The organism is Larkinella terrae (assembly GCF_009668025.1).
GTDB lineage: Bacteria > Bacteroidota > Bacteroidia > Cytophagales > Spirosomataceae > Larkinella > Larkinella terrae.
The window spans coordinates 38,452-52,900 of sequence record NZ_WJXZ01000001.1; the positions used below are offsets into that span (position 1 = coordinate 38,452).

14 protein-coding genes are annotated in these 14,449 nt (G+C 56.4%); 12 read left to right on the forward strand and 2 right to left on the reverse strand.

Annotated features, from left to right (window positions below; all coding sequences use genetic code 11):
* The first annotated feature begins 9 nt into the window (after positions 1-9).
* From GJJ30_RS00160 to GJJ30_RS00190, 7 genes are all read left to right on the forward strand, one after another.
* Positions 10-669 carry a DUF6766 family protein gene (locus GJJ30_RS00160; RefSeq protein ID WP_154171910.1) on the forward strand — a complete coding sequence of 220 codons (660 nt, stop codon included), beginning with the start codon at positions 10-12 and terminating at the stop codon, positions 667-669.
* 22 nt (positions 670-691) lie between these two features.
* The gene (locus GJJ30_RS00165; protein WP_154171912.1) at positions 692-1,405 is read left to right on the forward strand and encodes a hypothetical protein; all 714 of its coding nucleotides are present in this window, start codon (positions 692-694) and stop codon (positions 1,403-1,405) included.
* A gap of 103 nt (positions 1,406-1,508) precedes the next feature.
* Positions 1,509-3,797: a glycoside hydrolase family protein gene (locus tag GJJ30_RS00170; protein ID WP_154171913.1), complete on the forward strand. Its 2,289-nt coding sequence runs from the start codon at positions 1,509-1,511 to the stop codon at positions 3,795-3,797.
* Positions 3,798-3,831: 34 nt separating this feature from the next.
* Positions 3,832-4,587, forward strand: a complete 756-nt coding sequence (locus tag GJJ30_RS00175; RefSeq protein ID WP_154171915.1) for an SDR family oxidoreductase — start codon at positions 3,832-3,834, stop codon at positions 4,585-4,587.
* 8 nt (positions 4,588-4,595) lie between these two features.
* A complete protein-coding gene (locus GJJ30_RS00180; protein ID WP_154171918.1) occupies positions 4,596-5,744 on the forward strand; it encodes a glycoside hydrolase family 130 protein in 1,149 nt (382 codons plus the stop codon).
* Positions 5,745-5,915: 171 nt separating this feature from the next.
* Complete coding sequence (locus tag GJJ30_RS00185; RefSeq protein ID WP_154171920.1) at positions 5,916-6,677, forward strand: ferritin-like domain-containing protein; 762 nt, start codon at positions 5,916-5,918, stop codon at positions 6,675-6,677.
* Between the two features lie 11 nt (positions 6,678-6,688).
* Positions 6,689-7,495: a ferritin-like domain-containing protein gene (locus GJJ30_RS00190; RefSeq protein WP_154171922.1), complete on the forward strand. Its 807-nt coding sequence runs from the start codon at positions 6,689-6,691 to the stop codon at positions 7,493-7,495.
* 126 nt (positions 7,496-7,621) lie between these two features.
* Here the strand turns inward: GJJ30_RS00190 and GJJ30_RS00195 are convergent, their stop codons facing one another.
* Both GJJ30_RS00195 and GJJ30_RS00200 read right to left on the reverse strand, forming a co-directional pair.
* On the reverse strand, positions 7,622-8,386 hold the full coding sequence (locus GJJ30_RS00195) for an OBAP family protein (RefSeq protein ID WP_154171924.1): 765 nt from the start codon (positions 8,384-8,386) through the stop codon (positions 7,622-7,624).
* Entirely contained in the window at positions 8,379-9,131 is a 753-nt protein-coding gene (locus tag GJJ30_RS00200; protein ID WP_154171926.1) for a succinate dehydrogenase/fumarate reductase iron-sulfur subunit, read from the reverse strand. The genes GJJ30_RS00195 and GJJ30_RS00200 overlap by 8 nt, the downstream gene beginning before the upstream one ends.
* A gap of 270 nt (positions 9,132-9,401) precedes the next feature.
* On the opposite strand from GJJ30_RS00200, the gene GJJ30_RS00205 reads away from it, so the two are divergent.
* From GJJ30_RS00205 to GJJ30_RS00225, 5 genes are all read left to right on the forward strand, one after another.
* The gene (locus GJJ30_RS00205; protein ID WP_154171928.1) at positions 9,402-10,973 is read left to right on the forward strand and encodes an FAD-dependent oxidoreductase; all 1,572 of its coding nucleotides are present in this window, start codon (positions 9,402-9,404) and stop codon (positions 10,971-10,973) included.
* A 25-nt stretch (positions 10,974-10,998) separates the two neighbouring features.
* Positions 10,999-11,283: a hypothetical protein gene (locus GJJ30_RS00210; RefSeq protein ID WP_154171930.1), complete on the forward strand. Its 285-nt coding sequence runs from the start codon at positions 10,999-11,001 to the stop codon at positions 11,281-11,283.
* Between the two features lie 100 nt (positions 11,284-11,383).
* Positions 11,384-12,691, forward strand: a complete 1,308-nt coding sequence (locus GJJ30_RS00215; RefSeq protein WP_154171932.1) for a glycosyltransferase family 4 protein — start codon at positions 11,384-11,386, stop codon at positions 12,689-12,691.
* Between the two features lie 3 nt (positions 12,692-12,694).
* Positions 12,695-13,288, forward strand: a complete 594-nt coding sequence (locus tag GJJ30_RS00220; RefSeq protein ID WP_154171934.1) for a D-glycero-alpha-D-manno-heptose-1,7-bisphosphate 7-phosphatase — start codon at positions 12,695-12,697, stop codon at positions 13,286-13,288.
* A 12-nt stretch (positions 13,289-13,300) separates the two neighbouring features.
* On the forward strand, positions 13,301-14,449 hold the full coding sequence (locus tag GJJ30_RS00225; RefSeq protein WP_229312880.1) for a glycosyltransferase family 9 protein: 1,149 nt from the start codon (positions 13,301-13,303) through the stop codon (positions 14,447-14,449).

A 14,449-nucleotide genomic window follows, 5' to 3' on the forward strand; every position in this document is an offset into this window, starting at 1 on the left:
TGAAACGGTATGAAAACGTTTTGGCGTGATAATGGCTTGTCAATCACCCTGCTGCTGATTACCCTGCTGACGCTGGCGGGCAACTTATGGACGGGCTGGCACGATTTCAACGATGAACTGGAAGAATTTCACCGGGCGCCCGTCGCGTTCGGGCCGTATCTGACGAGCGGCCACTGCATCGAGTCGGTTTTTGAGAACTGGGAAAGCGAGTTTCTGCAAATGGCGCTGTACGTGCTCTTTACGGTTTTTCTCTACCAGAAAGGCTCGTCCGAATCCAAAGATCCCGAGCAGAAAGAGGAAGTGGACCGCGAACCCTCGCCCAGCCGTCCCGAAGCGCCCTGGCCCGTCCGGCGGGGTGGCTGGTGGCTCCGGATTTACCAGAACTCCCTCAGCCTCGGCTTTTTTCTGCTTTTTGGCATTTCCTTTTTTCTGCACGGCCTCGGTGGCGTCAAGCAGTACAATACCGAACAACTGCTCAAGGGAAAAAGCGAGCAGCTGACGCTCTGGGAGTTTCTGGGAACCAGCGAATTCTGGTTCCAGTCGCTGCAAAACTGGCAGAGTGAATTTTTATCGGTTTTGTCGATCGTCGTGCTGTCGATTTTTCTGCGGCAGAAAGGCTCGCCCGAGTCGAAACCGGTCGATGCGCCCGACTCGCAAACTGGTGAATGACACCAAAATACAACGTTCGCGAATGAAAAACTTTTCAATGCTGGCCGGTTTGCTGCTGTGCAGCCTGGCCGCCGACGCCCAGCAGACCATTTTCAACGTTCCTTCTTCGGACATCACGCCCGCGCACCGCATCATGGCGCAGGTGCAGCTCGACATCAACCGGGACGAAGTACGGTCGATGTCGACGCTGGATTACGGCCTGAACCACAACTGGGAAATCGGGCTGAACCTGTATCATTTCGATTACGAGCGACCCGACCACGCCTGGCTGCGAAACGACACCACCATCCGGATTCCGTACGCGCCCCTGTTGCTGTTCAACGCCCAGAAAACCTTTGATCTGACCGACAACCTGCACCTCGGTCTGGGCGGACAAACCGGTCTGAACGTGGCCGCCCAGCACAAAACCGCCTGGGTGGGCTGGGCCTATGGGAATCTGGGGTATGAGTTTAAGGAGAAACACTACAAAACCGTCGCGGGGGTGTTTGCGGGAAACCGCCGGTACCTGGCCGACGGTCCCACAATGGGGGTTCACCTGGGAATCGACGCGGGCATCTGGTACGAAAAGGTCCACGTTCTGGCCGACTGGGCATCCGGCACCCACGACTACGGTCAGCTGATCCTGGGCGCGGAAGTTTACCTGGGGAAACACCTGCCGCTCGCACTGGGCTGGCGCCGGTCCAACCAGGACGGCGAGCAGGCGCTGGTGCTGCAACTGACCTATTCGCCCGAGTAAGAATCCCCAACGGACCTGCCCCGTTGCCTTACTTTTATGCCCCAAAACCGGTACGTATACCAATAATCGGAGGTTGTACGATCATTCAGAAACCGATTTCGTTATGCCTGAAACATCCTATAACAGCCCCACCTACTGGCAAGCATCCACCGAACTTAAGGAAACCTCTCAATGGGTGAAGGGCCTCGATGAACAACTCAAACAATCCAAAGAACGGGCGAACGCTCCCCTGAAACTTTCGCCAGGCAAGTTGCAAACCGCCCGGACGACGAACTCGTTCTGGTTTATTTACCAATTTGATTCCGGCTGCCAACTGGCCATCCGCACCTGCTACGATCCCCAGTTTATTGAAAAACCCCGGGTGGTCCGGAAACAGAAAACCGCCGTTGAATACGAGATTCCGGGCGCCCTGGGCGTGTTTCGGGTCCGGGTCGAATGCCCCGAAGGAGCGGGTTCGCTGCTGCGGTATACCACTTCGCTGAAACCGGAAAATCCGTTCAGCGTTCAGGCGTTTCCCCGCGATATTTACCTGCTGGATAAAAACCACAATCCGGAACCAACGCGGGGCATGGTCTACGTGACCCAAAGCGGCCCCACCGCCGGACTGGCGTATCTTTCGGTTACCCAGCCGCAGCCGGGAACCCTGTTTTATCTCCAGAATTTCACCGCGCTGAATGACTACTTTCAGGCCACCCAGACCGATCCCTGCGACACGGTCAGCGCCCAGTGGCCGGAAGTCGGTTTTGCGCTGCCGGGTTCGGAGAATCCGTTACCGGCCGGGAAAGAGATCGTGTTGTCGGATGCGTATGTGTACCTGAACGATCAGGTGCCCCGGAGTGAGTTTGAAGCCGCCGATCAGTTTCTGGAAGCGATTGCCTGCGTTTACAAAAACCTGCCAAAGCCCGAAACCGCTTATTACGACTGGCCGAAAGCGGCAGAAAAAACCATTGAAGCGTTATCGACATCCACCCACTGCGGCCGGACCATCAACCGGAATTATTACCTCAATGCCTACGTCGATGCCACCGGCAAACCACCCGAAAGCATGGTGCAACTGGCCATTCTGGTGCCGCTCTGGGAGTACCAGGAATGGCTGGGAGAACCGGTCAATCTGGTGGAGCGGTTAAAGAAAAACCTGCCTTCCTTTTACAACGACACCCACGAAACCATCATGCGCTGGTTACCGGGTGGAGAGTTTAAAGAAGACAAGGAAAGCCGGAGCGAAGAACAGGACCCGAACAAAATCGATTCCTGGTACCTGTTGCATACCCTGATGAACCTGGGTCGGCTGGCGGACAAAGGCGATACGGATGCCAAAGAACTGCTGTTTCGGTCGCTGGAATTTGTGATCAAAACCGCCCACGAATTTAAGTATGACTGGCCGGTTTTCTACGATGTGCGGACGCTGGCCGTCGTGAAAGCCGAAACCGAGGAAGGTATGGGCGGTGAGCTGGATGTGGCCGGTTTGTACACGCACGTCATGCTGCAGGCCTACGAACTGACGAAAGAACCGCGCTACCTGCAGGAAGCCGAAGCGTCGGCCACGCTCCTGCAGGGCAAGGGATTCGAACTGCTTTACCAGAGCAACATCACCATCATGAGCGCCTTAACGCTGGCGAAGCTCTGGAAAACTACCGGCAACCGATTGTATTTCGACCAGAGCCGCCTGAGTGTCGCCAATGTGCTCGCCAAGTTATGGATCTGGGAAGGCGGTTTTGGTGCCGGAGCAACCCGCAGCACCTTTCTAGGGATGGCTCCGCTCAAAAACGCGCCCTACCTGGCCGCGTACGAAGAAGCCGAAATTTACGCCACCGTGCTCAACTACCTGAAGGAAGTGGGGCCGGACGTGCCCGATCCGATCCGGTTGTTGTTTGCGGAATACATGAAATACCTGCTGCATCGGGGTAAGTTTTATTTCCCCTCCGAATTGCCAGCTGATACAATTTGCCAGGAACCGCGCGAAGGCCGCACCATCCGCGAGTTGCCGATCCCGCTGGAAGACATTCCGACGGGCTGGAAGCAGGCCGGGGAAGTGGGCCAGGAAGTGTACGGGGGCGCACTGGCGGCCATCCTGACGACTTATACTTACAAGCGGTTTGAGAAAATCCCGGTGGTGATCTATTCCGATTATCCAATTTACCATTCCGAATACGAAATGACGGATAAAAAGCAGGGCTATGTGGTCATCCGGCTGGCGGGTACGGCTGATTTTCAGTGCCGAATTCGCCTGTTGCCGAAAAACCGCTCGTTGCCCTCCGTTCAGTTGTTTGATGAAACTGCGCCCGGCAGCTCCCCATTGAAACCGGTCGAAAGCACGAAGCAATACCAGGAATACCGCGTTCGGGGGAATCAGCAGCTCCGAATCGAATGGAACTCAGAAGCCCATAAGTGACTCCGGCCCAATTTGCACTATTCATCCCAACGTTATGGAACAACCCAACATCCACACCCCGTTCGAGTCGCTCGACGGCAAACGAATCATCATTACAGGCGGCACCACCGGCATTGGCCGGGCCATTGCCAACTTACTGGCCGCAGAGGGCGCCCACATCTTCACGTTCGGCCGTCATCCGGAACCGCTGGACGAAACCCTGAACGCCATTCGGAACGCAGGCGGAAAAGCCGACGGCACAACCGCCGACAGCGCCAGTCCCGACGACATCCGGCGGGTTTTTCAGGAAGCAGATGCGAAACTGGGCGGTTTGGATATCCTCATCAACTGCGCGGCTCTGGGCGCGGGATCGCTGAGCGAAATGGGCGATGCTGACTGGCGGTACGTCATCGATACCAACCTGGTGGGGTACCTGGCCACCACCAAAGAAGCCCTCAGCCGCCTGGAACCGCAACAAAAGGGTCACATCGTGCTGGTGGGATCGATGAGCGCCAATGTCCGGGAGGAAGGCAGTTCGGTGTATGTGGCCACCAAAGCCGCCATTCAGGGACTGGCCGAAAGCCTGCGCAAGGAGGTTAACCCGAAGGGGATCAAAATCAGTCTGGTGGAACCGGGGGCGGTCGGGTCCGACATGCAGGCCACCACGCCCGAAGAAGAACGGCAGAAACAGGAAACCGGTGAAATGCTGCAGGCCGAAGACATTGCGGTCTGCGTGCAGTACATCCTGACCCAGCCGCAGCGCTGCGACGTGGTTTCGGTCCAGATTCGTCCTCATTTGCAACTCATTTGATCGGCAACATGGCTTTTGCAACGGATTTGCTCGTTTTTTCACCCCAGGACATTGACCTCTCGCATTCGCCCCTGCGCGCGTCAATTCGGGCCGAAACCTACGTTTTGGGGGCTTTTAATCCCGGTTTGGCGCGTTTGCCCAACGGTAACCTGCTGATTATGATCCGGGTAGCCGAAGCACTCAACCAGCCCATCGTCGGGGAACAGATTCACACCATTCGCTGGGAAGAAAACCAGGGGTACGTGCTGGATGCTTACCCCCTTTCGGGTGTCAATGCGGCCGACCCGCGTAAGTTTCAGGTGTTGGGATATCCGTACAAAGTGATGGCGCTGACGTCGCTGTCGTGGCTGCTGCCGGTCGAACTGACGCCCGACGGCACGCAGGTCGTCACGATTCACTACGACAAAATCATTGCGCCCCAGCGGACGTACCAGGAATACGGCGTGGAAGATGCCCGGATCACGAAAATTGAGGAGACGTATTACATGACGACCTGCTCGGTCAGTTCGGAACGTCATTCGACCACCCTGTATACCTCCACCGACGGGTTGAATTATGCGTTGCAGGGCATCATTCTGGATCATCAGAACAAGGACATGGTGCTGTTTGAGGGCAGGATAAACGGCAAATTTTACGCCCTGACCCGCCCGCTTGGCGATCTGTATTTTGCCGCCCGACCCGGCAGCGATCACTTTCCCGGTCCGGCGATCCACCTGGCGTCCTCCCCAGATGCGCTGCACTGGAAACCGGCGGATGTCCCGATGATCCAGGCCCGCAAAGGCTCGGCTTCTACCATGAAAATCGGCGGAGGAACCCAGCCCATTCGGACCGATCAGGGCTGGCTGCTGCTCTACCACGGCGTTGAATTGCGCGGGCTCGTCGGTATTTACCGAACCTTCTGGGCGCTGCTGGATGCCGACGACCCGACGAAAATTCTGAAACTGGAAGACACCCAACCGATTCTGGAAGCGAACCCGGACCTGGTCGAACCGATCAAAGATCAGTTGTACCTCTCGGATGTGGTCTTCACAACCGGTATTGTCGATGCGGGCGATCATTACATCGTGGCCTCGGGCGAAGACGATCTGGCGTGCCGGATCACGCACATTCCCAAAAATTTGTTCAGGTTGAGCCCGGCTGAGTCTACGACCAATTAAGTACCGGTTTACTATTCAATAGCGGTTTTTCTGAGTGAATTTACCGATAGGGGCCATTTCCTCACTTGATGCGCAATAACGCAAGCGGATAACAACCGAAACACAGGTACCCAGTTTATTTACAAATCTTCATCTGAAGATAATTTGTATTGATTAAATCTAAAAAACTCAATGGAAAAACTCAACAAGCTAACCGCGAAGAAAACGGGGCCGACCATACCGGCTATTCCCTCGGTAGAACGGCGGATGTTTCTGCGTAGTTTCGGAATCGCTTCGGCGACGACCCTGGCCTTATTATCATCCTGCTCGCAGGACAATCTCGTCGCGCCCGGTAAAACGCTGGGTCGGTCGGGCGCCCGAACCGGTGCGTCGGTTTTGCCGGATGGCTCGATTGACCTGGGCTCCGGCGACATCGGTATTTCAAACCTGGCCTACACGCTCGACCAGCTCGAAGTGGCCTTCTATATGACGGCGGTTGAAAAAACGTCGGGGCTGAGCGAACTGGACCGTAAGGTGCTGGTGGAACTGCACGACCACGAGGTGGTTCACCGGGAATTTTTCAAGACCCTGCTGGGCGACAACGCCATTCCGATGCTGGACTTCGACTTCAGCGGGATCGATTTCAACCAGCGCAATGCGGTGTTCGATGCGGCCCAGAAATTCGAAGACGTAGGCGTAGGCGCTTTCAACGGAACCGGTCCGCTGATTCAGGATGCCGAAATTCTGAAAATCGCGGGAAAAATGGTTTCCGTGGAAGCTCGTCATGCCACCCTGGCGCGCCATATGCTGCAGCCACGCACCTATTTTTCACTGGGCCACGAACTGATTGACGACAAGGGTCTCGACCATCATTTGACGCCGGAGCAGGTGCTGGCCAAGGCCCAACGCTACATCAAACAGAAAATCAGTGCGGTTAATCTTCCCAAAATGTAAATCCGAATCCGATGAACTTATTCAATATCCTGTCTGACCTGGAAGGGGTTAACGCCGAGGCCAGCGAACGCTTTTTATTTTCCCGACGGAAACTGCTCAGAACAACGTCGGTGGCGGCTCTGGCAACGCCGGCCTTTTTCGCAGCCACGGTCAACAAAGCGTTTGCGGCCGACGCCGATGTCGTGGAAGTACTGAATTTTGCGTTGATGCTGGAATACCTGGAAGCCGAATTCTATAAAAAAGGCACCATGATGTCCAACCTGATTCCTCAAAGTGACAAACAGGTGTTTATGAAAATTGCCGAGCACGAAAAACAGCACGTTGAGTTTCTTAAATCACAACTGGGGGATAAGGCAAAACCGATGCCGGAATTCGATTTTACCGCGAAAGGCATGTTCCCCGATCCATTTACGAACTACCCGATTTTCCTGACCCTGTCGCAGTCTTTCGAAGACCTGGGCGTACGGGCGTACAAAGGGCAGGCACCCAAACTGAAGGATGACAAGGCGGTTTTACTCGCGGCTTTGAAAATCCATTCCGTGGAGGCCCGCCATGCGGCCGAAATCCGCCTGGTGCGCCAGTTGCGGGTGTGGGCTTCGGAACAGGAAACCGGCGGGGTTCCGGCAGTCGTTTACAAAGGCGAAAATAACATCCGGCACCACGACGCGATTGACCTGGTATCGCTGTCAGACAGCCACCTTTATCAAATGAGCGGCAGTGACGTCGAGATGGTGGTGCGGGAGTCGTTCGATGAGCCGTTGACCAAAGAGGAAGTTCTGTCCATTGCGGGCCCTTTCATAAAGACCATGATGCCTTAATTTGGCACGTTGATTCGTTGTTGAAGCCGGGTTGGTTCCCCGGCTTCTTTTTTGCTTCAATAAAAAACCACACTTGAAAGGGTCCGTTGAGCCTCATCGGTCGAATCCGTTGCAGGATGAGCGGTTTTAATGACTGTGCCCCGGAATAGGCTGTTTGGCATCCGTGACGGTCAACTGACGGATTTCGCCCCGCTCCCAGGCGTTGGCGCCGGGCTGAACGGTCGGTGTCGGAATGTCGGCACGGTTCTGGCGTTTTTCTGCCGTTAAAACCCGAAACCGCTGGTCGCGCCGGGCCAGGAGGCTGTCCGATAGTTGTCCTTCTTTGGTGAAACCCATCATGATCATCGGCGGCCCCAGCGGCAACGTCAGGTCCCGGTCGGTATGCCAGGTATGAAACGTTTTGCCGTAGGTCGAAACCAGTTTTTCCATCAGCTCGTGTTCGGCCAGTTGCGGCAGCCCAGGCGCAATAAGGCTCCCGCTTTTGACTTCGTGGTGGTGGCTGTGCCAGAGCTTTCGTTCCTCGTCGGGCAGGGTTTTGAACAGACGCTCGGAAACGATATACTCCACGCCCATGATTTTGGCATCCGAACCGTTTCCGTCAAAAATCAGGCACTGGACGAGGTCTTCATTCAGCTGGGTGCAGTAATGATGGGCTTCCATCTGGCCCTTCAGGTTGCCGTTGTAGAAATGAAAACCGTCGAGGTACATGCTCATGGCCCGCAGCGGAGCCTTGTTCTGCAACACATCCGCCCCGGCTTCGAGCACTTCGGTTTTGGCGGTTTTCTCTCCGCCCGGCGAGTCCACGTTGGACGACGTATTTTTACCTCCGCAACCGGCAAGCAGCAGCAGAAAAACTCCCCGGACGAAGGCGGTTTTTCGCAGATCAAACATTATTCGACGTCAGTTTGGCGCTCAGATACTCCCGATTCAGGCGCGTGATGTGGTCGAGGGAGATGGACGCCGGGCACTCCACCGAGCAGGCTCCAATGAACGAACAGGCTCCGAACCCTTCGGCATCCATCTGCGCCACCATTCGCTCCACCCGAACCTGACGTTCGGGCTCGCCCTGCGGCAATACTGCGAATTTGGACACCTGAGCCGCCGTAAACAGCATCGCCGACGCATTCTTGCAGGCTGCCACGCAGGCTCCGCAGGCAATGCAGGTGGCCGCATCCATCGACTGCTCCTGTTTTTCGCGGGCAATCAGGATTTCGTTGGCGTCCGGAGCGGCTCCGGTGTTGACGGAGATGTAACCTCCGGCCTGCACGATCCGATCGAACGCCGAGCGATCGACCACCAGATCTTTGATGATCGGAAACGCTTTTGCCCGCCAGGGCTCGACCACGATCGTGCTGCCATCCTCAAAGCTGCGCATGTGCAGCAGACAGGTCGCTCCACCCGTTTGGGGGCCGTGCGCCCGCCCGTTGATGAACATGCAGCACGAGCCACAGATGCCCTCCCGGCAATCGTGGTCGAACACGACCGGTTCTTCTCCGCGCAGGGCCAGCTCCTGGTTCAGGACGTCGAACATTTCCAGAAACGACATATCCGGCGAGATGTCACGGACGGCGTAGTCAACCAGTTTGCCGCGCGCCTGGCTGTTTTTCTGCCGCCAGACTTTCAGGTTAAAATTCATGGTAGATTTTGGTTAAATGTCCCGACCCCTTCGGGTGGGAATCCGTTCTGAGCGGATAAAGAAAGAAGTCCGGCGAAGGTTAGGCGGGACCGGTTTTAATAAGGGAATGGTCCCGGTTCCACCCGTTGCCTCACTAGGCCCGACCGGTTGCAAACAAACGCCCGGACAGGCCGTTGCCCTGCTGACCGGTTTTTGCGCCTTTGCAGGCAAGCCCGGCCGCGTGTTAAAACCGTTCAGTTTCATTTTTCGACCGTTATCTGGAGATCATTTATGACTACCAATCAGCATCCGGGTGCCCTGACGTCCGGTTTTCACCTGAGTTTCTGGACCGATTCCGTTGGCCCCATTTCGTATACTCCGCTGAACGCGGATCGGCAAACCGATGTGGTCATTGTCGGGGCTGGCATTTCCGGTTTGTCTATCGCCTACAACCTGCTCAAAGCCGGTAAAAAAGTGATTGTGCTGGACGACGGGCTGGTCGGCAGCGGAGAAACCGGTCGGACAACCGCCCACCTGTCGAACGCACTGGATGATGGCTATTCAGAAATAGAACGCTACCACGGAGCGGAAGGCGCTCAGATAGCCGCCGAAAGCCACACGGCCGCCATTGATTTTATTGAACGAACGATTCGGGAGGAAGGCATTTCCTGCGATTTCGAGCGGCTGGATGGCTATTTGTTTCTTCACCCGACCGATCAGCCGAAAACGCTGAACGAGGAATTGGCCGCCGGTCAGAAAGCCGGTTTGACCATCCATCGGCTGGCGCGGGTGCCCGGTCTGGCGGTCGACGTTGGTCAATGTCTTCAGTTTCCCGATCAGGCGCAGTTTCATCCCCTGAAATACCTCAAAGGGCTGGCCGAAGCCGTTGTTCGGCTCGGTGGTGAAATTTTCACCGAAACCCGGGTCACATCCGTGCAGGAAGGTTCCGTAAAAACCGCCGACCATACCGTGAAAGCGACGGACGTGGTGGTAGCGACCAATACGCCCATCAACGACCTGTTCACGATGCACACCAAACAGTGGCCCTACCGGACCTACGTCGTCGGTTTGAAAATCCCGAGAGGCAGCGTTCCGACGGCTTTGTGGTGGGACACGGGCAATCAGGAGTCCATGTGGCTCAGTGCACCATATACCTATGTGCGGTTACAACACCTGGATGACCAGCACGATCTGTTGATTGCCGGGGGCAACGACCACAAAACCGGTCAGGCGGATGAAGAAAGGATCGACGAGGAAAACCGGTATCAGGGCCTGATTGAATGGGTGAAACAGCATTTTCCGGCGGCCAAGGAGGTGATTTACCGCTGGTCCGGACAGGTGATGGAACCGCTGGACGCCATGGCTTTTATCGGCCGAAATCCGGGGGATCAGCACGTCTACATCGTTACCGGTGATTCGGGCAATGGCATGACGCACGGCACGATTGCCGGTCTGTTAATTCCGGATTTAATTCAGGGGCGGGAAAACCGCTGGGCCAAACTTTACGATCCCGCCCGCGTCAACCTGGTTGTTACCGGCGACTACCTGAAGGAAGCGGGGAATTTTGCGGCTCAGTTGACCGACTATTTTGCGGGAAGTGAAGTAGCCGACGCCAGCCAGCTCGTCAACGGGCAGGGGGCCATTCTGACGGTCGGGCTGCGAAAAGTAGCCGCTTACCGGGACGAACGGGGCGAACTCCACGCGCACTCGGCGATTTGCCCGCACCTGGGCTGCGTGGTGCAGTGGAATGCGGACGAAAAATCGTTCGACTGCCCCTGCCACGGATCACGGTTTACCGGAACAGGAGAGGTTGTGAACGGCCCGGCCCTGAGCGACCTGAAAAAAGTGGATCTGAAAAGCTGATGCTGCCCCCCAATCAACCCGCAAAATGAGCAAGGAAATAAGTTACCAAATCGAGCAGTTATTACTGGCAATCAGCTCATTGGATACCGGCATCGACTTCTACTGCGCTACGATTCCGAAGCTGGAAAAAATTCACCGGGAAATCCGCGAATCCCAGGCTGATCAACGGCGGATACTGGCGGCCGACCACGCCTTTTACGGCCTGCAAAGCCAGTTGGAATGGATGGAAAAACGCCGGTCGGACTACCTCGACGAGCTGGTGGAGCTGGCAAAAAAAGCCGGGTCCGAATCCTCACTTACCGGAACATAAACCCCTCGTCAGGTAACCTTTGACCGGGCCGCCTGTTCAGACAGCATCCGGCAACGGCACTCCGAACAGTCTCGGACGCGAGTTGCGGACCAATGACCCAATGAACCAAAAACTAGCTTTAATCAGTGAGCATGCTTCGCCATTGGCGGTGGTCGGGGGAGTCGATGCCGGGGGACAGAACATTGCCGTCGCTGAACTGGCGCAGCACCTGGCTCAACTGGGGTACGAAATCGACCTTTTTACCCGCTGGGAATCCACCGATCTGCCCCAGATTGTTTCGTGGAAAACCGGTATCCGCGTGATTCACCTCCCGGCCGGGCCCATCCGGAGTATGCCCAAGGAAGAATTGCTGCCACACATGGCCGAATTTACGGAAAACTTCCTGCGGTTTGCCCGCCAGGAAAACCAGCCGTACGGCCTGATTCACGCGCACTTCTTTATGTCGGCACTGGTGGCGGCTGAGGCCAAAAAAATCCTGAACATTCCGTTCGTCATCACCTTCCACGCCCTGGGAAAAGTCCGGCGGCTCTGTCAGGGCGATTCCGACAAATTTCCGGTAGAGCGTTTTGCCATTGAAGAACGGGTGATTCGGGAGGCCGACCATTTGGTAGCGCTTTGCCCGCAGGACCGCGACGACCTGATTTCCCTGTACGACGCGAATCCCGGCAAGATCACGGTGATCCCGAACGGTTTTAACCCGAACGAGTTTTACGCCGTCGGCAAAGCCCTGGCCCGCACGCTGCTCAAGCTCGATCCCGATGCGTTCACGATTCTGCAACTGGGCCGGATCGTTCCCCGGAAAGGGATCGATACCGTCGTTCGGGCCGTCAGTTGTCTGCAAAAAAAATACGGAACGAAGGTTCAGCTTCTGGTGGTCGGGGGCGAATCGGATTTACCCGATCCGTCGCGAACGCCCGAAGTCGGTGTGTTGCAGGAGCTGGCGGTTTCCGAAGGGATTGCCGACCGGGTGGTGTTTGTGGGCCGCCGGGACCGGAACCTGCTGCGGTATTATTACAGTGCTGCCGATGTGTTTGTAACCACGCCCTGGTACGAACCGTTCGGCATCACTCCCCTGGAAGCTATGGCCTGCGGCACGCCGGTAGTCGGTTCCCGCGTGGGCGGTATTCAGTATACCATCATCGACGGGCAGACCGGCTTGCTGGTGCCGCCCCGCGATCCCGACATTTTAGCCGAAAAACTGAACCTGCTGATCCGGTTTCCCCGCCTGAGCAACAGCATTCGCTCCCGGGCCCTTCGGCGCGTACATCATGAGTTTACCTGGCTGAACGTTGCCCAAAAAACCGCCAGGCTCTATAATTCCCTCGGGCTGCCCCAACCGGTTCAACTGGGCGTGGGAAAAAGTTTGCCAAACACTCGGTCGGCGACCTTCTGGAGCCGGTCGGCCTGACGCATGAAAGCGGTTTTCATCGATAAAGACGGTACGCTGATTTATGACCGGCCCTACAATGTCGATCCGGAACAAATCACGCTTTACCCGGATGCGGGTAAAGTTTTGCAGCGGCTGCAACGGGCGGGTTACCGGATTCTGATCATTTCGAATCAGGCCGGAGTCGCATACGGTTATTTTCCGGAAGAAGCACTGACTGCCGTCAAGATCCGGCTTCAGGAACTGCTCGCCCCTTTCGGCGTTGTTCCCGACGGTTTTTACTACTGTCCGCATCATCCGGAGGGAACCGTTCCGGTGTATACGCGCTCCTGTTCCTGCCGAAAACCGCAACCGGGTTTGCTGCAACGGGCCGCCCGCGATCACGGCATTGACCTGGCCGCATCCTGGATGATCGGCGATATTTTGAATGATACAGAAGCGGGAAACCGGGCGGGTTGCCGAACCATTCTGCTCGACAACGGCCACGAAACCGAGTGGGTGCCGGGTCCGTTTCGAACGCCGACGCAAACGGTTCATCACTGGAACGGGATCGCGGAGGTGATTCTGGATGCCCGGCATTCGCCGATTGACGAGCAGGCCCGGGAAATCTTTCACTAAACGAATACGCGTATGGATAGCAGTGCCGTAATGAATCACTTGCCGGTTGAAAAAACCGGCAACGGCTCGGATTGGCAGCAGTGTAAAAATGTGCTGTGTTTCCGACCCGACAACATGGGTGACATCCTGATGACCACCCCGGCGTTCCGGGCGTTAAAAGCTTCGGTGCCCGGTCGGAAGCTGACGTTGCTGACCTCCTCGGCAGGGGCAGCTATTGCGCCTTTTATCCCCGAAATCGACGCGATCATACCGTTTGATTTGCCCTGGGTACAAACCGCTTCCCGGCAAAAACGGGATGAATTACCCCAGTTGATTCGTCGGCTGAAGGAAGAAGCTTTCGATGCCGCCATTATTTTCAATGTGCAGAGTCAGAATCCGCTGCCTTCGGCTCTGATTTGTTACGTCGCCGAGATACCGCGGACGTTGGGTTACTGCCGCGAAAATCCGTACGAACTCCTGACAAACTGGGTGCCGGACCCGGAGGTAATCGTAGCCAGCCGGCACGAAGTCGAACGTCAGCTCGCGTTGGTAACCAGTGTAGGAAGCACCACAACCGACAAGCGTTTATCACTGACCGTTACCGATTTAGCCAGAAAAGAAGCACTGGAAAATCTGGCGCGGGCGGGGCTTCGCCTGACGGATCCGTGGCTGGTTTTGCACGCGGGAGTCAGCGAAGTAAAACGGCGATTCGGGGCCGAGCAATACATCCGGGCCGCCCGGCAACTCCGAACGGAAACCGGTTTTCAGATCGTTCTGACCTGCAGCCAGTCGGAGTGGCAGTACGTCGAAACCATTCGGCAGGGCATTGGCGAAAAAGCCTATAATCTGGCCGGTCGTCTTTCCCTGGAAACCTTCATCGGCCTGATTGCGCAGGCCCCGGTTCTGATTGCCAACAATACCGGTCCGGTTCACATGGCGGCTGCCCTCGGCACGCCGGTGGTGGTGCTCTACGCGATGACCAACCCTCAACACACGCCCTGGATGGTGCCCAACCGCGTGCTGTATTTTGAAGTACCAAAGCAGCTTCGTTCCCGCAACCGGCTGCTACAGCACTTTCCCGAACCGGCCGAACCCCGGGCGTCTGCGGAAGGAATTGTGCAGGCCGTTTACGATTTACTCGGCCAGCAACAAACCGTTCCCAGTGCCGCACTAACTGAGTAA